A 17,236-nucleotide genomic window follows, 5' to 3' on the forward strand; every position below is an offset into this window, starting at 1 on the left:
GGATGAGTACTTCTGGAGTCAGTATTGATCTTACCGGTAAGGTGGTATTAATAACAGGTGGTACCCGTGGTATTGGGAAAGCCATCGCTAATCGTTTTATTGAAGCGGGCGCAACGCTTATCCTTACGGGCACAAAGGCGGCTGAGGTTGATAAGCTTAATCAGGAAAACAAAATGGAAGAAGTGAGCTACCTCCAGGTTGATTTTTCGGATCCGGAAAGCAGTGCTGTTTTCCTTGATAAGGTTGCTTCTGTCGGTAAAATTGATGTGCTTGTTAATAATGCCGGCGTAAACCGTGTTGCTTATAATACCGAAACCACCCTGGACGATTTTAACTTTTTGAATGATATCAATGTTAAAGGGCCTTATTTGCTTTGCCGGGAAATAAGTAAGCTGATGAAGCATAATGGGTATGGTCGCATTGTGAATGTGACATCTATATGGAGCGCGATTACCCGCCCCGGACGATCATTGTACACTACCACCAAGTATGCTATCGCCGGCCTTACCAAAACACTGGCTGTAGAGCTTGCAGAGCATAATATACTTGTTAACTCGGTAGGGCCGGGATTTACAGAAACTGAGCTCACACTGGCAACCAATACTACCGAAGAGATTGAAAGATTAAGTAATATGGTGCCCATTAAGCGTTTTGCGCAACCGGTTGAAATAGCAAACCTTATACTGTTTTTATGCAGCGATTTAAATTCATATATGACCGGGCAAAATTTAATAATTGACGGAGGATACACCAATGTATAATTTTACAGTAAAATCTATAATTCATGATTATAGTGTAACATTTATTGAGGATACACAAAAAACGCTCCTTGATGAACTTAAGGAGGGTGATGTTATCATCATCGATAATAAAATAAAAGCCTTGTATGCCGATACACTTGAACCAATACTGGCTCAATACAGGCACATAGGTATTGATGCGCATGAATCTGTAAAAAGCTATCAGGGTGTTGAGCCAATTATCAACGATCTTATTGAGAATGGCTTTCGCAAAAATCATCGCCTGGTTGCAATAGGAGGGGGGATTACCCAGGATGCCACAGCTTTTATATCGTCCATCATGTACCGGGGCGTAAAGTGGTTGTTTTTTCCAACCTCGTTGCTGGCACAGGGTGATAGCTGTATAGGCAGCAAAACCTCTATTAATTTCAAGAATTTTAAAAATCAGTTAGGAGGATTTTACCCGCCCAATCAAATTTTTATCAATCTACATTTTTTGGATACCCTGCCGCTTGCCGATATAAAATCAGGAATGGGCGAAATGCTTCATTATTTTATCGTATCGGGCGAGGCTGATTTTGAACGCTTTAAACGTGAATATAATGATGCCCTTACCGATAAAAAAGTGCTGGCTGGGATCATTAACCGAAGCCTTGAAATTAAAAAAGGATATATAGAGCGTGATGAATTTGATCAAAATGAACGTTTGGTGTTTAATTATGGTCATTCTTTTGGTCACGCTATTGAATCGTTAACTAACTATCGGATCCCGCACGGCATTGCCGTAAGCCGTGGTATGGATATGGCAAACTTTGTATCTGTTAAATTAGGTTATATATCTGCCGAAACAAGGGATTATATCAGGGAGTTAACCAGCCAGATATGGGAAGGTACCCACATTGACGATATCGAACTTGATAAATTTACTGTTGCCCTGAGTAAGGATAAGAAGAACGTGGGCAAAACCCTTGGCTTGATACTAAATAAAGGCTACGGCAAAATATTCAGGGATATGCGGGCTATGGACGAGGAATTTGTTGGCTGGCTTAAAGAATATTTCGAAAACGAACTTTAAAATATTACCCCATGATTGTAGATAAATTAAAAAACATTGACATATACAAAGGTATATCTGCTGATATATATGAAGGCTTACAATACCTTCAAAACGTCGATCCTGATATTGCTATTGGTGTATATCAAATTAGCGAAAACGTTAAAGCCATTGTAAGTGAATATCACACTGTCGAAAATTTTGAACGTGGGTATGAAGCTCACAAACATGTTATTGACATTCAATACCCGGTAAGAGGGCTTGAAAGGGTTAAATGGTCGCCTATTGAAGGGATGAACGTAAATATCCCTTACAGTGAGGAGCACGACCGCACTTTTTATAAAGACCCGTCGCCACAGGGAACTTCAGTTGACATAGGCAACGGCATATTTGCAATTATGTTCCCTGAAGATGGGCATGGCCCTCAACATTACGTTGATAAACCCGAACTTATTAAGAAGATCACTATTAAAATAGCTATTTAAGCTGAGCATGAAGAATTGCATCCTCCTTTCACATATTATTACAGAAGATACCCCTGCTTATGGTAATAAGGACAGGATCACAATAAAAGCTAATTCGTCAATAAGTAACGGGGATACGGCTAATACTTCAAGCTGGTTTTTCTCAAATAATCATATAGGTACTCATATGGATTCTGCTTATCATTTTTGCGAAAATGGAGCAAAAACCTTCGAGATCCCGCTGGATGATTTTATTTTCAATCAGGTTTCGTTCATTGATATCCCTGCCACCGAGGCTAAGCTGATAGGTATTAACGATGTTATCAATGCCGGAACAATCCATCCCGAAACCGAGTTGTTGCTCATCCGCACAGGGTTTGAACAATACAGGCACGAAGAAAAATATTGGAACAATAACCCCGGGCTGGCTCCGGAACTTGCTGACCATTTCAGAAATAATTTTCCGGCTTTGCGTTGTGTAGGATTTGATTTTATATCACTAACCTCCTATCAATATCGTCCCGAAGGCAGGTTAAGCCACAAAGCTTTCCTTTGCCCTGAAAATGGGAAAAAGAGCATCCTTGTAATTGAGGATATGTCTTTAAAAAAAGTAACAGGTAAGCTGAATACTGTTATAGTTGCTCCATTGTTTGTTCAGGACGGCAATGGGGGAGCCGTTACCGTATTTGCAACCCCTTCTTAAAAATCATTAAAAGAAAAAAAAGACGATGAATAAGGTACTTGTTTTGGGAGCATTTGACAGATATAATTATGGCGATCTCCTTTTTCCGCTTATTATTGAGCAACAGCTTAAAACATATAATCCCAATATAGAGTTTGAATATTTTGGCCTGGTTAAAAGTGATTTGAGCGAGGTAGGTGGAAAAAAAACTCTTGATATACTTTCATTTTACAAAGAATGTAATAACGTTAATGCCAGAGTAAATGTAATTATTGCCGGAGGCGAGTCAATCAATGCTACCTGGAACGGTTTGCTCTCAAGTATTAGCGGCAGTTTTGCCGTGGTTAATAAATATCACAGGCAGCTAACCCGTTTTATTAACCTTAATCGCATTGCCAGGTTTATACTTAAAGGCCAAACAAATTTGCCGCTAATATTTGCTAAGGAAGATTTCAAAGGTGTTGATCACGTTATTCTGAATTCATTGGGTGGTTCAAGCATAAATGATCAGATTTTTTCAAAGTTTGCTGTACTTGAAGGTAAATTGAAAAAAGCAGACTATTTTGCAGTACGTGATAAAAAAACTTATGATGTAATGGCGAACAGGGGGATCCCTGTCAACCTGTTTCCCGATTCGGCAATTATCATGTCAAAGTTTTTTCCTTTAAGCAAACTTGAAGAGCTGGTAACCCCCGAGATTTTAAGTTATGTAAAGCAAAATAAAAAGAAATACATTTATTTTCAATCAAACAAAGGGTCGGCTATCAACAAAGAAACACTTATTGCAGAAAAGCTTTCAGAGATAGCCAGGAAACATGATTTGAAAATTGTTTTATGCCCAATTGGCGTGGCTTTAGGCCATGAAGACCATATTCCTCTTCTAAAGATAAAAGAGCAGCTTGATGTGCCGGTAAACTTTTTTGAGAAAGTTACTATCTGGGATATTATGTACCTGATAGGCAGCTCATATGCTTATATAGGTACCAGCCTGCATGGTGCAATAACTGCCATGAGTTTTGACGTGCCTTATATTGGTGTGAGGATAAAAAAATTGGATAGCTACATAAATACCTGGGGTGTTGAATCGCTCAAAGGAGTAGTTGAATTTGATGCGATGCCAAAACGCTTTGACGTACTAACCCAGGTGCCCGAAAGTGAGTTGGTAGCCAGCAGGGAACACCAATTTAAGCAAATTGAAAAAAGCTTCGATAACATTAAAAAAATGATACTTGCATCAGCATAAAACTATATGAGCACTTTTAAAAAGATTATCTCGGGTTCCATGTGGGGCATGTTGGCTAAAATACTGGATGCCATAGCCAAATTTGTTACCATTCCTATGCTTATTGGTTTTTATGGAAAAGCCGATTATGGTTTAATTGCGTTGGCGTTTTCATTGAATGCCTATTTGAGGCTAATGGATTTGGGTATGACAACCGGAGCAGTGCGCTTTTTCTCGATATGGTTTGCAAACGACGAAAAGGAAAAAGTAGTAAAAGTAGCACAGTCAAGCCTTGTTTTTTATGGTGTAATTGGATTGATAAACGCGATAATTTTTATCATAACAGGTTATTATTCGGATCATTTTTTCCATCTTCCGCCAAGTCAAACAACAGTTTTTGCATGGATGATGTATATTTTGGCCGCCAGTACTATATTTAACTGGATGTCTTTTGTTGTTAGGCAATTATTAACAGCCTGCGGTGAATTGGGTTGGATCAATGCGACGCTGGCAATAAGCAGCATCTTTAATTTTATAACCGCGTTTGTGGCTATTAAATTAAAGATTTCTCTGCCCGTATATTTTCTGTTGTATATTCTTTCAACGGTAATAGTAATCCCTTTAAATACAATCAGGCTTACCAAAACCAATATAAAAATAGGCAGGCTGCTTACGCCAAAATGGGATGGTAAAGCATTTAAAGAGATTTTGGGTTATAGTATGGGGATATTCATAATGAGTATTTTCACCTATTCGGCCGATAGTTTACGCCCTATTGTATTGGGTATTTTCACTACTAAAGGCACACAAATTTTAACAGATTACCGCATTGTTCAAACCATAATTATTTTGGTTAATACGCTGGGCGGTGTATTTTTCCAGGTTTTATTGCCAATTACATCAAGGAGCTTGGCGCTTAACGAAAAGAAGAAGATTGAAGAATTGATTTATACCGGTACAAAGTATATATCAATATTTTCTTCGATAATGATCTTTGTATTGATGGTTAATTCCACAATTATATTACACCTGTATGTGGGCAAGGAATATGAGCATCTTTCTTTATGGCTAATAATTGGTTTAATTACGCAGTTGCTTCAAATGCATTTAACGCCTATAGCCAGCCTCGTGCTATCAACAGGGAAAACAAAGTTCTTGATCTATTCTTCAGGGTTTTCATGTATCGCTTCATTGGTATTAACGGCAATTTTAACTGCTAATTATGGTATGGGCGCGGCTATGGTTGGCTATTGCGGCTATATGGTAGTTCAAATAAGTTTTTACTATTTTTATTATGTGCCTAAGATTTTGGATTTGAGCTCGGTGAAAATATTCTTTAAGTCGTTTTTGCCTGCGGTAATAATAGGGATAGTGCCATACGTTTTGATTCATCTTATGGATAATATGATTCACACGCGTAGCCTGCCTGTTTTACTTATAATTAATACAATAGTTATGATTGTTGTGTTTTTTACGCTTTGTACCGCGTTCATAGTAAAGCCGGCCGAATTGAAAGTTTTGTGGAAGAAATTAGTATAGAAAAAGTTAAGTATGACTGATTTGGTAACAGGGCGGCAAAAGAAAAAAGGGGGGATATACTTTTTCATTGTTCTTTTGACAATAGTAAGTATAAGGGCTTGGTCGTTTCAGTCTATTCCTGAAAATATATATGACGCGCTTGAATTAATTGTACTTTTCTTCCTCGTCTTTTTTGTTTGGGTAAATTATAAAAAGATAAAAGGGAAAAAACTAATTTTTAAGGATAATGTAGTTTTATTCATGCTTATTCCGGTCATAAGTATGTTTGGTGCGTTTGTATATCACGATCAGCCATTTTATCTTTCCCTGTTAATATTGCGAACAAACTTTTATTGGCTTTTTTATTTTTTACTCCATATTTATAATGTGCCGGTTAAAAAATTAATAGGGCTGATGACTTTTGTAGGTATTGTTTGGGCTACACTTACTATAGTTCAACAGTTTACCTATCCTGTTTATTACTTTTTTACCAGAACTGATGATGAAGAAACGGGTAAGTCAATATTAAGAGCCGGTATTTACAGGTTTCAGCTATCAAGATATGATTTTGGTGAATTTGTGGCTATTTATTTCTTTGACAAATTTTTAAGAACCAAAATATTCAAATACCTGCTGTATGTATTGTTCGTATTAATCGGGTTCTATTATTTTGGTACGCGTCAGTTTGCTATTGCTCTTATTTTGGTTATTATCATGACTGCATTTATGCAGAGCGGTAAAACAAAAGTGCTTGCAATTATATTTATCGCCATTGTAGCTACATTTCTTATTTTTTACCGGGATGTGCTGTTCAGCAAATTTATTGAGCTTACAAGTGACCAGTTTAATGACAAAGATGGTGACGTAAGGATTTTATGTGCACAATATTTTATGTTTGAATACTGGCCTCACTGGACAGCCGTATTTCTCGGTAACGGACGCGCCCACAGCGTTTCAAGCTATGGCTTGGAGTTAAAAAATACCGCTACAAGTCTTGGATTTTATTTGAGTGATATCGGTATTATCGGCTCTTTTAATGAATTTGGAATCTTCTACATTTTAAATGTTATCGCCTTTAACATCAAGGGTTTAAGAAAGAGGTATTACCTCGAAGAAGACAAATATCTCCGATTGTTTTTTTATTATTCAATAATCATATTGGTATTGGTAACATCTTATTCAAATGGCAGATCAATACCTTTTTATTGCTTTCTGCTGTATTTTGTTGATAAATCTTATGAAAAAAAACTCGCACAAAAGTCGGTTCAGCATTGGGATACCAGCGTTCAAGAGCAAGTTTCTTAAGGAATGCATTTCCAGCATACTGAACCAAACCTATGCCGATTTTGAGTTAATAATAATTAACGATTGCTCTCCTGAACCACTTGGGGACATTGTTAAACAATTTGATGACGAAAGGATAAAATACTTTGTTAACGAAACTAATACAGGTGCGTTAAATGTAGTAAACAACTGGAATAAATGCCTGAATGAAGCAGAGGGAGAGTTTTTTGTGTTGATGGGCGATGATGACAGTATGGAGCCTGATTATTTAGAGGAGTTTGATAAGCTAATTCAAAAATATCCGGAGCTGGATGTTTATCACTGTCGTACCCGCTTGATAAACGAAAACTCAAAACCTGTGATGCTTACTCCTTCATGGCCCGAGTATGAATCAGTTTATGAAAATATCTGGCACCGTATAAACAGTTTCAGGGTGCAATACATATCCGATTTTTTATATCGCACAGATGCTTTGAAAAAACGCGGGGGTTTTTTTTACCTCCCATTGGCTTGGTTTTCGGATGATGTATCGGCTTATATTGCAAGTGGTGAAAAAGGCATTGCTCATACAAATAAACCTGTGTTTAATTACAGGGTTAACAGCTTAACCATATCAAGTACAGGCAATAATGAAATGAAAATGGAAGCGGTTATGCAGCTTAGTACCTGGTTTAATAACTTCCTGGCTAAAAAGCCTGCATCAGAACAAGATGCTTTAGTTTATGATAATATTTCAAAAGGGTTAAAAAAGTACCTGCAAAAAAAGAAGATTAACACTATAGCATTTTCACTAAATAAAAACATTTTAAGTTCGGCGTATAAATGGTATAAACTTCGTAAAAAATACCAGTTTACGTTAAATGAGCTTTTGTTTGCTGTATTTGAGCACCTAAAAAAGAAAAAGGTAAAAGAAAAGTTTTCATCGGCACAATAAAAATGCGATTGCCTTAATGAACGGGTGAAAAATACCCCTATAACTCTATCATATGAAAAAGACACGTATCAGTTGGTTAACACCCGATTATTTTATTGATTGTGATTTAAATGTAATTCATCAGCTTGCCCTGAGCGGCGAATACGAAATACATTGGACAGTTATATTCCTGAAACAAAACAGCCGCTTTTCGGTGGCTGATCTTAAGTATCTGGAAGGTATTGAAAATTTGCATATCCATTATACTTATTATAAATATCGTGTAAGAAACCCGCGTAACCTTGCTCTTTTTTATAAACTGCTAAAAGGAATGAACCGGGAGAAGGCCGATATTATGTACATTGATCATCCCGCTATACCTTATTTTGCAATTGCTGCGGTTTTATTGCTTGATAAGGCCAAAACAATTTTTACGGCACACCAGGGATCAGTACATAGCGGCTTTTCATTTAAGAGTATTTTCAAAGCCAGTTACAAGTTTGCGTACTCAAGGTTTAAATATGTTCAGCTTTTTTCCGAAGCACAGTCAAAATTGTTTAAAGCACTGTACCCCCAAACACAGGTTTATACCATTAATTTGGCCTTAAAAAGTTTTGGTGATACAGATAAGCGTTTGGTTAAAGACGAAGTAGTTTTTTTTAATTTCGGTACCGTAAAGCCCGGTAAAAACATCGATTTGTTAATTGAAGCTGCCTGCAATATATACGAAGCGGGCGTGCGTGGCTTTAGGATAGTTATTGCGGGCTCTTGTCCAGACTGGGATTTTTATCAACAAAAGATACGCTATCCTGAAATATTTACGTGCGATATCAGATTTATTAAAAACGACGAAATTTCGGATATGTTTGCCCGGTACCACTACCTTGTTTTACCTTATAAAGTGGTTACGCAAAGTGGTCCGCTGAAAATTGCATTTAACTATAATACTCCTGTAATTGCTTCAAGAATAGGCAGCTTTGCCGATGAGATGAAAGACGGTGTTTCTGGTTATTTATTTGAGCCTGAAAATGTAAAGGATCTGGAACGTGTAATGACCAATGCGATTAATACTCATGCCGAAAACTATGGTAGGCTAATGGAAGCGCAACGCAAATATGTAAATGATAATTATTCGCTTGATGTTATAGTTGAAAAATATAAAAACATGTTTAAATCAGTCAATATTTAACATATGAAAAGGGTTGTTAAAAATATTTTCTTTGCTATAAACTCGTCAAGGTTAATATTTCATATACTTCTGTTTAAACTTAAAGCCGACCCTTTATTTGCCGGCGACCTTTTAAGGTGGAAGGAATTATACCACAAAGAAAAACATTCGGACATAAGCGCGTTTTTACATTTCCTGATATATAAACCCGAGTTCAGGAATCTTTTTTATTATCGTATGGGCAATGCCAGCCGTGTAATAAAATTTTTGTGCCCTCAAATGAATACCCTTTACATAAATACAAAAAAAATAGGTAAAGGGTTGTTTATAGCTCATGGTTTTTCATGCATAATATCGGCCGAATCAATTGGCGAAAACTTTTGGGTACTGCAACAGGTAACCGTAGGATCTGCACATGGCGGAGACCCTGTCATCGGTAATAATGTGCGTGTTTTTGCCGGTGCAAAGGTGATCGGTAAAATAAAAATTGGTAATAATGTAGATGTTGGAGCAAATGCCGTGGTTGTAAAGGATGTACCTGACAACAGCACAGCGGTAGGTGTTCCGGCAAGGATAATAAAAAGAGATATTCCGACTGATTAATTAAATTATAATGAATGTTTTTAAAGAGATAAAATTGCTGAATGGTAACTCGAAAGGAATATTCTTTTTACTGTTTTTTCGCACCAGTGCTTTTTTTACCCGCAATCTGCCATTAAAAATCGTTGGGCTTCCGGTAAGGTTGCTATACCGCATTATTATTCAGTGGATTATGGGGATAGATGTATTTGATTTTACCAAAATAGGCTCTGGTTTTAATGTTTACCATGGGCAAGGGCTTGTGATTAATGGCGCTGTTATAATTGGTGATAATGTAATAGCCAGGCATAACACCACTATAGGTAATGCCAAAGTAAATGGCGGCTCACCAGTTATAGGGAATAATGTACAAATTGGCGCTAACGCGGTAATAATTGGTGAAATTACAGTAGGTGATCATGCTATAGTTGCAGCAGGCTCGGTGGTTGTGAAAGATGTGCCTGCTTTTGCGGTTGTTGCAGGTAACCCGGCAAAAGTGATCAAATATTTAAATGCTTAATTAATTAATGGAAGCTTTATAAAAATTAAACTTTAAATTCATTAAAATTGCATTTATCAAAATAATTTATTGATATCAATAAAAAAAATGTAATTTAGCAATACTATCTATTGAAAATCTGTTTTTAAAAGTCTTTACCCCCGATGCCTAACGCCATATTTTTTCAACGAATCGCTTACTATCTTTATTCGCATAAAATCCCTCTTCTCCCAAGTTTAATTACACTTTTTATTTTCCTTATATACAACTCAAAAATTTCGCACAAAACACCAATAGGTAAAGGTACTTTTTGTGTATATGGAGGTATTGGTGTTTTAATTAATGGCAAAGCGATTATAGGTGAAGCCTGCAGTATTGGCGCCGGTGTTAAAATTGTGGGTAAAAGCCCCTATAAAAACGCGCCTAAAATTGGCAATAAAGTATTTATTGGGCCTGGGGCGGTAATATCCGGCCCTGTGATTATTGAAGACAATGTAATTATTGCACCCAATGCGGTGGTCACCAAAAGTGTTCCAAAAGATGCAATTGTAGGTGGCATTCCGGCTAAAATACTTGGCGATGTAACTACTCTTGATTACGATATTATGAAAAACGAATCATTTAAAGAGGGATATATTGATTTTTTAATAAAATAACAAACTGCCTGTCTTGAACAACAACTTCGAAAACATATTATACATTGGCCCCGACCACAAAAATCACAGGGGAGGGATAGGTGCAGTACTTGACGTTTATGCAAGCTATCTGGGCAACTTTAAATTTGTTCCATCTTTTAAAGCAGTTAATCCGCTAAGAAAAGCATTGGTATTTGTTGGCTCATTGTTTAGTATATCATCTGTTTTAGGTAAAGATAAAGCTATAAAGGTGGTGCATATTCATGGCTCGCATGGAGCCAGTGTTTATCGAAAATCAATAATTATTTTCCTGGCAAAAAAGATCTTTTCAAAAAGGGTTATTTACCATTTGCATGCCAGCTCATTTGATGTTTACTACAAAAAGGGAAATGGGGTTTATAAATGGCTGTGCAATAAATCAATTAAGGCAGCCGATGTTGTAGTTGCGCTATCGCCAAAGTGGTATGATTATTACAATGAAACTTTTGCCCCCGAAAACCTGATTACCATAAAAAATGTGATCCCGTATCCTGATCTCTCAAAACTGCAGCCAACCAGGGCGGGTGGCAAAACACGTTTCTTATTTTTAGGCAGAATTGGCGATCGTAAGGGCATATTTGATGTGCTTAATGTGGTAAACGATAATAAAGAGGCATGGAGGGGCAAACTTGAGATACACATTGGCGGCGATGGTGACATTGACAGGTTGAAAAAAATAATAGCAGATAATGAGCTTGGAGATATCGTAAAATACATTGGCTGGGTTGATGGAACGATAAAGCATAAAGCGTTGTCATCTTCTGATGTATTGCTGCTGCCTTCATATAATGAAGGGTTACCTATCTCTATTCTCGAAGCCCTTAGCTACGGAATGCCGGTAATAGCTTCAAATGTGGGCGGAATTCCTGAAGTGGTAAAGAACCGGGTTAACGGTTTTCTTGTAACACCGGGAGATCTTCCTGCGCTTGAGCAAGCTATCAATGAAATACAGGAGCTAAATGACCTGCAGTTCGCTGACATGAAAAAAGCTTCACTTGAAATAGTAAAAGATTATATGCCCGATAAATTGATTGTTGAACTTAATAATTTGTATAGCAGTATAGTATGAAAAGCAAATTATTGTGGTTTATTAACAGGGCCCGCACTATATCACTACCAGAGTGGGGTTATCGGATAAAACAGCAGTTATTAATAAAAAGAGAACAGCTGCTGCCCAAAGTCCCCGAAGGGAAACTTTTAACTGTTGAATTACCGCCGGCTATTAAATTTGCCGACCTTCCGGCAGTTTCCTCAAAAAACGATTTTAAGTTTTTTGCATATTCCGTTAATATCAGTGATCCCCTGGATTTTCACCTCGATGTGTCGTCTGGAAAGTCATTTCCAATGAGTTTTTCGAAGAAAATTAATATGCGTTCTGATGCTTACGGAAGTGCAAAGGTTGTTTGGGAAGTTAACAGGCTGCAATTTCTGTTGCCGTTGCTTTTGGATTATAAACATACCAGAGATGTTACTTTACTCAACCGCTTTGTGAGTATCATGACAGAGTGGGACAAGCAAAATCCGTATCTTAAAGGAGTAAACTGGTACAGTAATATTGAAGTTAATATCCGGCTCATGAACTGGTATTGGTGCTGGTTATTACTTGCCGATGATGAAACATTTTTAAATGATGAAAGTTACACCCGCTTCAAAAGTGATATTTGGGTACCGCTTATTTACAAACATTGTTATTATTCATATCATAACCCGTCTTTTTATTCCTCGGCTAATAACCACTTGATATCTGAATATGCCGGTTTATTTTTAGCAACCAGTTTATGGAAATTCAAAGAGTCGGCCTATTGGAATAATTATGCACGTAAAGGACTGGAGAAAGAAATCGCTTTGCAGCATTCGCCAAATGGTATCAATAAGGAAGAAGCTGCAGAATATATTCAGTTTATTACCGACTTCTTTTTATTAAGCTACGTAACTGCTGAACAATATGGAAAAGGCTTTAGCCCTGCCTATAAAACCATGCTCATTAATATTGTTAATTACATAAATGAGTTTTTAGATATCAAGGGTGCTTTCCCCAAATATGGCGATGAAGATGACGGTCGCTTGATACTGCCCGACGGTAATACGCACAGTAATAATTTTATTTCGATTTTAAGTACAGCGGCAATTTTATTCAATAACAGCTCATTTAAAAGAGAAGACGCTGAATGGGATATAAAAACCGCATTGCTTACTGCCTATATTAACGGAAAATCAGTATGGGATAAGTTACCTGTCTCTGGATATAAACCTGTCAGTAAATTTTACAAGGAAGAAGGGCATTTTTATTTCAAAGATTATACGGCTGCCAATAAAGAGGTTTATGCGCATATGGATGCAGCGTCACTTGGTTTTTTATCCATAGCAGCACACGGCCATGCCGATGCGTTATCGTTTACTTTAACTATCGATGGATTGCCGGTTTTGGTTGATCCCGGAACATTTACATATCATACCCACCCGGCCTGGCGTAAATACTTTGTCAGTACTCTTGCTCACAATACAATAACAGTAAATAACAAAGATCAGGCTCAACTGGCGGGTCCTACCATGTGGTTAAACCATTTTAAATGTATCGTCGAAGATGCTGCTATAAACGGTACAGAAGCTCAGGTACAGGCAAGTCATGACGGGTATAATAAAATGGGGGTAAGGCACAGGCGAACTGTTAAATATAACAGCAGTGATAAGGTTTTTTATATTACTGATGAGATAGCGCTGAAGCAAGGGATTTCTGTTGATTTGAAAATGCCTTTCCATTTGCATCCCCTTGTATCGGCTTTGGCAAACAGTAATGAAGTTGCAATTTCAAAAAAGGAATCACACGAAAACATCGCGTCATTAACAGTTGACCCGGCTTTTAAATGGGAGGTTATTACCGCGCAGGCCGATGCCCCCCTTGCATGGTATTCACCGTCATTTATGATAAAACAGCCATCATCTGTTTTAATAGGAAATTTATCATTGAACAGTTCAATGACATTTAACACCATTATAAAAATTCTATAGCTTATGAATATTAGTATTTTCGGACTTGGATATGTAGGCTGCGTAAGCCTCGGTTGTTTGGCAAAGAATGGTCACACCGTTGTTGGTGTTGATGTGAGCGAAAGTAAAGTATCACAGATCAATAGTGGCATAGCAACAATTGTTGAAAATGATATAGATGAAATTATTGCCGAACAGCATAAAGCTGGTCGCATAAGCGCCACACAGGATGTGGCTCAGGCTATTTTAAATACAACAATTTCAATAGTAGCAGTTGGTACCCCCTCATCTGAAAAAGGGCACCTTAACCTTGATTATATTTTTAAAGTTGCCGAAAATATAGGTGACGTGTTAAAGAGTAAAAACGAATTTCACGTTATTGCAATACGCTCAACTGTTTTTCCGGGTACATGCGAGAAGTTTTCGCGTATTATTGAAGAAAGGACCGGCAAAAAAAACAACATTGATTTTGCAGTAGTTGACAATCCCGAATTTTTGAGAGAGGGTACTGCTGTTGATGATTACTATAACCCGCCGCTTACACTAATTGGAAGTAATAGTGAACAAGCTACCAAGTTGATGGTGAGTTTGTATGATCAGTTACCCGCCGAAGTTATTGTTACAGATGTGAAAGTCGCAGAGATCATGAAGTATGTTAACAATACCTATCATGCGCTCAAAATCTCTTTTGCAAATGAGATTGGTAACGTTTGTAGTGCACTTGATATCGATTCACATAAAGTAATGGATATCTTTTGCAAAGATAAACAGTTGAATATATCTCCTTACTATTTTAAGCCGGGTTTTGCCTATGGCGGTTCATGTTTGCCTAAGGATTTGAAAGGTTTGCAAACACTTGCTCATGATCTTTACGTATCAGTGCCGGTGATTGATAGCATCGATAAAACCAACGAATACCAAAAGCAGCGCGCACTAAGTATGCTTAATAAATATTTCGGTAAAAAAATTGCAGTTTTAGGCCTGAGCTTCAAAGCAGGTACAGACGATCTCCGTAACAGTCCTTCTGTTGAAATTGTGGAGAACCTTTTAGGCCGCGGGTTTGATATTCAAATCTATGATAAAAATGTTCACATTGCTAAACTTACGGGCAAAAACAAAGATTATATAGACAGCCGTATTCCTCACTTATCACGCCTTATGGTTAGTGATCTGGATAAGCTTGTTCAGGAAAGTGATCTGATAATTATAAGCAATAAGGAACTTGAGTTTGTTGAAAAGCTCGAAAATGTGTCTGGCAAAACCATTATCGATATGGTTAAAATTAATAGCCCTAAAATCATCGCCAATAACAACTATAGAGGAATTAACTGGTAATTAAATTATATGCAGGATCTGAAAGGCAAACATATACTTATTGTTGTAGAAAATTTACCTCTTCCTTTTGACAGGCGTGTATGGCAGGAGGCCAACACTTTTAAAGAGCAGGGGGCAGAGGTATCAGTGATATGCCCAAAAATGAAGGGATACACCGAAAAATATGAATGTCTTAACGGAATCCATATTTACCGGCATTATCTGCCGCTTGAAGCTGACGGTGCCTTAGGGTATCTTTTAGAATACAGTGCAGCCTTGTTTTGGGAGTTTGTACTAAGCTGGAAAATATACTTCAAGAAACGTTTTCATGTAATACAAGGCTGTAACCCTCCCGATCTGATATTTTTGGTCGCCATCTTTTTTAAGATTTTTGGTGTAAAATACGTATTTGATCATCACGATATCAACCCCGAACTTTATATAGCTAAGTATAATAAGAAAGGTTTTTTTTATAATTTCTTGCTCCTCGCCGAAAAATTAACTTTTAAAGCGGCTAATTTCAGTATCGCAACAAATGAAAGCTATAAAAAAATAGCAATTGAGCGTGGCGGTATGCCTGCCGACAAGGTTACCGTAATCAGGAGCGGCCCAAAGCTTGACAGGCTTAAACTTACTGCGGGCAATGTAGTCTATAAAAAAGGAAGAACATTTTTAATAGGTTATGTGGGAGTTATTGGCGAGCAGGAAGGTATTGACTTGTTGCTTTATTCGGCACAAAAAATTATAGCAAAACGGCAGGATGTTCAGTTTGCTATAGTTGGCGGTGGTACCGAGGTTGAAAACTTGAAAGTATTAACCCAAAAACTTGGTCTTGAGGATTACGTTGATTTTTATGGCCGTGTTGATGACGCAACTTTAGTTGATGTTTTAAATACAGCCGACGTTTGCGTTAACCCCGATAAACCCACTGAAATGAATAATCTTTCAACTATGAATAAGATTATGGAGTATATGGCGTTAAAAAAACCAATAGTTCAGTATGATTTAAAAGAGGGACGTTTTTCGGCACAGGAGGCATCGTTGTATGCTGATGAAAAAGATCCTGATGATTTTGCAAATAAAATATGCTGGTTACTTGATAATCCTGCAGAGAGGGCCCGCATGTCTGAATTTGGATATAATCGTGTAGTGAATGAGCTTTCCTGGGAATTTGAAAGTAAAAAGCTTATCGATTTTTATAAGAAGGTATTTGCAGGAAAATAGTCACCATTATACTGAATTTTGATTTATTGCTGTAATAACAAATTTAGTAAACATGAAAAAGACGTTGATTAAAGCTTTAGCCGGGCTTATTTTGGGAGGCACACTATTGGCTTTTATACCGCCGCAGGATTCGGTAGGTTCAAAAACAGTAAATAAAACAAGTTTTAACCGGAGTTTGATGGGCGGACGTCCTAAAATATCAAACTGGGGTTTGCAGTCTGCCGGTAATTCAGTTGAAGTAACATCTGAGCAAAGCAGGTTTAGGGGCGGGCGCTCATTAAAATTAAGCCTTGCGAAGGCTGATTGGAGCAGACAAAGTAACCGGCGGACTGAAATAATGAATACAAGGTTCAAAGAATTTACAATGGGGCGCGACTGGTGGGTTGGTTTTAGTGAATATATTCCAAACGATTGGGAAAATGATTTGAAGGGGAATCAGGACGTTATTTGGCAGTTTCATGGTGCCGTAAATGGCCCCGGAGGTGGAAGCCCGCCACTTGCGGCTTACGTTGAAGGCGATAGCTTACGTGTAGTTTTACGAACCGGAGATGTCCCGTCAGCATATGGAAAATCAAACTACCTTGCAAGATTTTCAGTCCCTAAAGGTGAATGGAGCGATTGGGTAATCAAGGTTAATTTTGATTACGAAAACGGCTCGGTTAAAATTTGGCGAAATGGTAAGGTTTTGGTTGATTATCATGGCTCAACCATGTATAAGTGGATCAATCAGGTCAATGAAAAAGGACCTTACCTTAAATTGGGCATTTACAAACCAGGCTGGGCAGAATTGCCTACAGTGGCAACAAAGCGTGTTATTTACTTAGATGCTATAACCGTGGCCGGAAGTAACGGCTCATATGATAAAGTGAAACCCGGTAATGACAGTGCCGAGGTTAATTAAAAAAAAAATTTA

General features: G+C 37.5%; 17 protein-coding genes. All 17 read left to right on the top strand.

Features of this window, described 5'->3' with window-relative positions; all coding sequences use genetic code 11:
* The first annotated feature begins 2 nt into the window (after window positions 1-2).
* The 17 genes from ACP26M_RS00360 to ACP26M_RS00440 all read left to right on the top strand — a co-directional run bounded on the left by ACP26M_RS00360 (window position 3) and on the right by ACP26M_RS00440 (window position 17,224).
* Complete coding sequence (locus ACP26M_RS00360) at window positions 3-761, top strand: SDR family NAD(P)-dependent oxidoreductase (protein ID WP_426585137.1); 759 nt, start codon at window positions 3-5, stop codon at window positions 759-761.
* A complete protein-coding gene (locus ACP26M_RS00365) occupies window positions 754-1,815 on the top strand; it encodes an AroB-related putative sugar phosphate phospholyase (cyclizing) (protein WP_426585139.1) in 1,062 nt (353 codons plus the stop codon). The genes ACP26M_RS00360 and ACP26M_RS00365 overlap by 8 nt, the downstream gene beginning before the upstream one ends.
* Before the next feature lie 11 nt (window positions 1,816-1,826).
* Window positions 1,827-2,279, top strand: a complete 453-nt coding sequence (locus ACP26M_RS00370) for a YhcH/YjgK/YiaL family protein (RefSeq protein WP_426585141.1) — start codon at window positions 1,827-1,829, stop codon at window positions 2,277-2,279.
* A gap of 7 nt (window positions 2,280-2,286) precedes the next feature.
* Window positions 2,287-2,961, top strand: coding sequence for a cyclase family protein (locus ACP26M_RS00375; protein ID WP_426585143.1), 675 nt, complete (start codon window positions 2,287-2,289; stop codon window positions 2,959-2,961).
* Window positions 2,962-2,986: 25 nt separating this feature from the next.
* On the top strand, window positions 2,987-4,183 hold the full coding sequence (locus tag ACP26M_RS00380) for a polysaccharide pyruvyl transferase family protein (protein ID WP_426585145.1): 1,197 nt from the start codon (window positions 2,987-2,989) through the stop codon (window positions 4,181-4,183).
* 6 nt (window positions 4,184-4,189) lie between these two features.
* Complete coding sequence (locus ACP26M_RS00385) at window positions 4,190-5,701, top strand: polysaccharide biosynthesis C-terminal domain-containing protein (RefSeq protein ID WP_426585147.1); 1,512 nt, start codon at window positions 4,190-4,192, stop codon at window positions 5,699-5,701.
* Between the two features lie 393 nt (window positions 5,702-6,094).
* Entirely contained in the window at window positions 6,095-6,985 is an 891-nt protein-coding gene (locus ACP26M_RS00390) for a hypothetical protein (protein WP_426585149.1), read from the top strand.
* Complete coding sequence (locus ACP26M_RS00395; RefSeq protein ID WP_426585151.1) at window positions 6,918-7,898, top strand: glycosyltransferase family 2 protein; 981 nt, start codon at window positions 6,918-6,920, stop codon at window positions 7,896-7,898. Before ACP26M_RS00390 ends, ACP26M_RS00395 begins: the two co-directional genes overlap by 68 nt.
* Before the next feature lie 52 nt (window positions 7,899-7,950).
* On the top strand, window positions 7,951-9,066 hold the full coding sequence (locus ACP26M_RS00400; RefSeq protein ID WP_426585153.1) for a glycosyltransferase family 4 protein: 1,116 nt from the start codon (window positions 7,951-7,953) through the stop codon (window positions 9,064-9,066).
* Between the two features lie 3 nt (window positions 9,067-9,069).
* The gene (locus ACP26M_RS00405; protein WP_426585155.1) at window positions 9,070-9,648 is read left to right on the top strand and encodes a serine O-acetyltransferase; all 579 of its coding nucleotides are present in this window, start codon (window positions 9,070-9,072) and stop codon (window positions 9,646-9,648) included.
* Between the two features lie 10 nt (window positions 9,649-9,658).
* Window positions 9,659-10,144: a serine O-acetyltransferase gene (locus ACP26M_RS00410; protein WP_426585157.1), complete on the top strand. Its 486-nt coding sequence runs from the start codon at window positions 9,659-9,661 to the stop codon at window positions 10,142-10,144.
* 143 nt (window positions 10,145-10,287) lie between these two features.
* Window positions 10,288-10,779: a serine O-acetyltransferase gene (locus ACP26M_RS00415; RefSeq protein WP_426585159.1), complete on the top strand. Its 492-nt coding sequence runs from the start codon at window positions 10,288-10,290 to the stop codon at window positions 10,777-10,779.
* 13 nt (window positions 10,780-10,792) lie between these two features.
* Complete coding sequence (locus tag ACP26M_RS00420; RefSeq protein ID WP_426585161.1) at window positions 10,793-11,866, top strand: glycosyltransferase family 4 protein; 1,074 nt, start codon at window positions 10,793-10,795, stop codon at window positions 11,864-11,866.
* Window positions 11,863-13,806: an alginate lyase family protein gene (locus ACP26M_RS00425; RefSeq protein ID WP_426585163.1), complete on the top strand. Its 1,944-nt coding sequence runs from the start codon at window positions 11,863-11,865 to the stop codon at window positions 13,804-13,806. Before ACP26M_RS00420 ends, ACP26M_RS00425 begins: the two co-directional genes overlap by 4 nt.
* 3 nt (window positions 13,807-13,809) lie before the next feature.
* Window positions 13,810-15,120, top strand: coding sequence for a nucleotide sugar dehydrogenase (locus ACP26M_RS00430; RefSeq protein ID WP_426585165.1), 1,311 nt, complete (start codon window positions 13,810-13,812; stop codon window positions 15,118-15,120).
* A gap of 9 nt (window positions 15,121-15,129) precedes the next feature.
* Window positions 15,130-16,323: a glycosyltransferase family 4 protein gene (locus ACP26M_RS00435; protein WP_426585167.1), complete on the top strand. Its 1,194-nt coding sequence runs from the start codon at window positions 15,130-15,132 to the stop codon at window positions 16,321-16,323.
* 52 nt (window positions 16,324-16,375) lie between these two features.
* Entirely contained in the window at window positions 16,376-17,224 is an 849-nt protein-coding gene (locus ACP26M_RS00440) for a polysaccharide lyase (protein ID WP_426585169.1), read from the top strand.
* Window positions 17,225-17,236: the final 12 nt, after the last annotated feature.

The organism is Mucilaginibacter sp. R-33, from assembly GCF_049949235.1.
Taxonomy (GTDB): Bacteria; Bacteroidota; Bacteroidia; order Sphingobacteriales; family Sphingobacteriaceae; genus Mucilaginibacter.

Bases quoted from the DNA above. Each gene is read 5' to 3' on its own strand.
- ACP26M_RS00410 (WP_426585157.1), top strand. From the start codon at position 9,659: ATGAATGTTTTTAAAGAGATAAAATTGCTGAATGGTAACTCGAAAGGA.
- ACP26M_RS00370 (WP_426585141.1), top strand. From the start codon at position 1,827: ATGATTGTAGATAAATTAAAAAACATTGACATATACAAAGGTATATCT.
- ACP26M_RS00405 (WP_426585155.1), top strand. From the start codon at position 9,070: ATGAAAAGGGTTGTTAAAAATATTTTCTTTGCTATAAACTCGTCAAGG.
- ACP26M_RS00365 (WP_426585139.1), top strand. From the start codon at position 754: ATGTATAATTTTACAGTAAAATCTATAATTCATGATTATAGTGTAACA.
- ACP26M_RS00430 (WP_426585165.1), top strand. From the start codon at position 13,810: ATGAATATTAGTATTTTCGGACTTGGATATGTAGGCTGCGTAAGCCTC.
- ACP26M_RS00415 (WP_426585159.1), top strand. From the start codon at position 10,288: ATGCCTAACGCCATATTTTTTCAACGAATCGCTTACTATCTTTATTCG.
- ACP26M_RS00425 (WP_426585163.1), top strand. From the start codon at position 11,863: ATGAAAAGCAAATTATTGTGGTTTATTAACAGGGCCCGCACTATATCA.
- ACP26M_RS00385 (WP_426585147.1), top strand. From the start codon at position 4,190: ATGAGCACTTTTAAAAAGATTATCTCGGGTTCCATGTGGGGCATGTTG.
- ACP26M_RS00400 (WP_426585153.1), top strand. From the start codon at position 7,951: ATGAAAAAGACACGTATCAGTTGGTTAACACCCGATTATTTTATTGAT.
- ACP26M_RS00440 (WP_426585169.1), top strand. From the start codon at position 16,376: ATGAAAAAGACGTTGATTAAAGCTTTAGCCGGGCTTATTTTGGGAGGC.
- ACP26M_RS00435 (WP_426585167.1), top strand. From the start codon at position 15,130: ATGCAGGATCTGAAAGGCAAACATATACTTATTGTTGTAGAAAATTTA.
- ACP26M_RS00380 (WP_426585145.1), top strand. From the start codon at position 2,987: ATGAATAAGGTACTTGTTTTGGGAGCATTTGACAGATATAATTATGGC.
- ACP26M_RS00390 (WP_426585149.1), top strand. From the start codon at position 6,095: ATGACTTTTGTAGGTATTGTTTGGGCTACACTTACTATAGTTCAACAG.
- ACP26M_RS00360 (WP_426585137.1), top strand. From the start codon at position 3: ATGAGTACTTCTGGAGTCAGTATTGATCTTACCGGTAAGGTGGTATTA.
- ACP26M_RS00375 (WP_426585143.1), top strand. From the start codon at position 2,287: ATGAAGAATTGCATCCTCCTTTCACATATTATTACAGAAGATACCCCT.
- ACP26M_RS00395 (WP_426585151.1), top strand. From the start codon at position 6,918: ATGAAAAAAAACTCGCACAAAAGTCGGTTCAGCATTGGGATACCAGCG.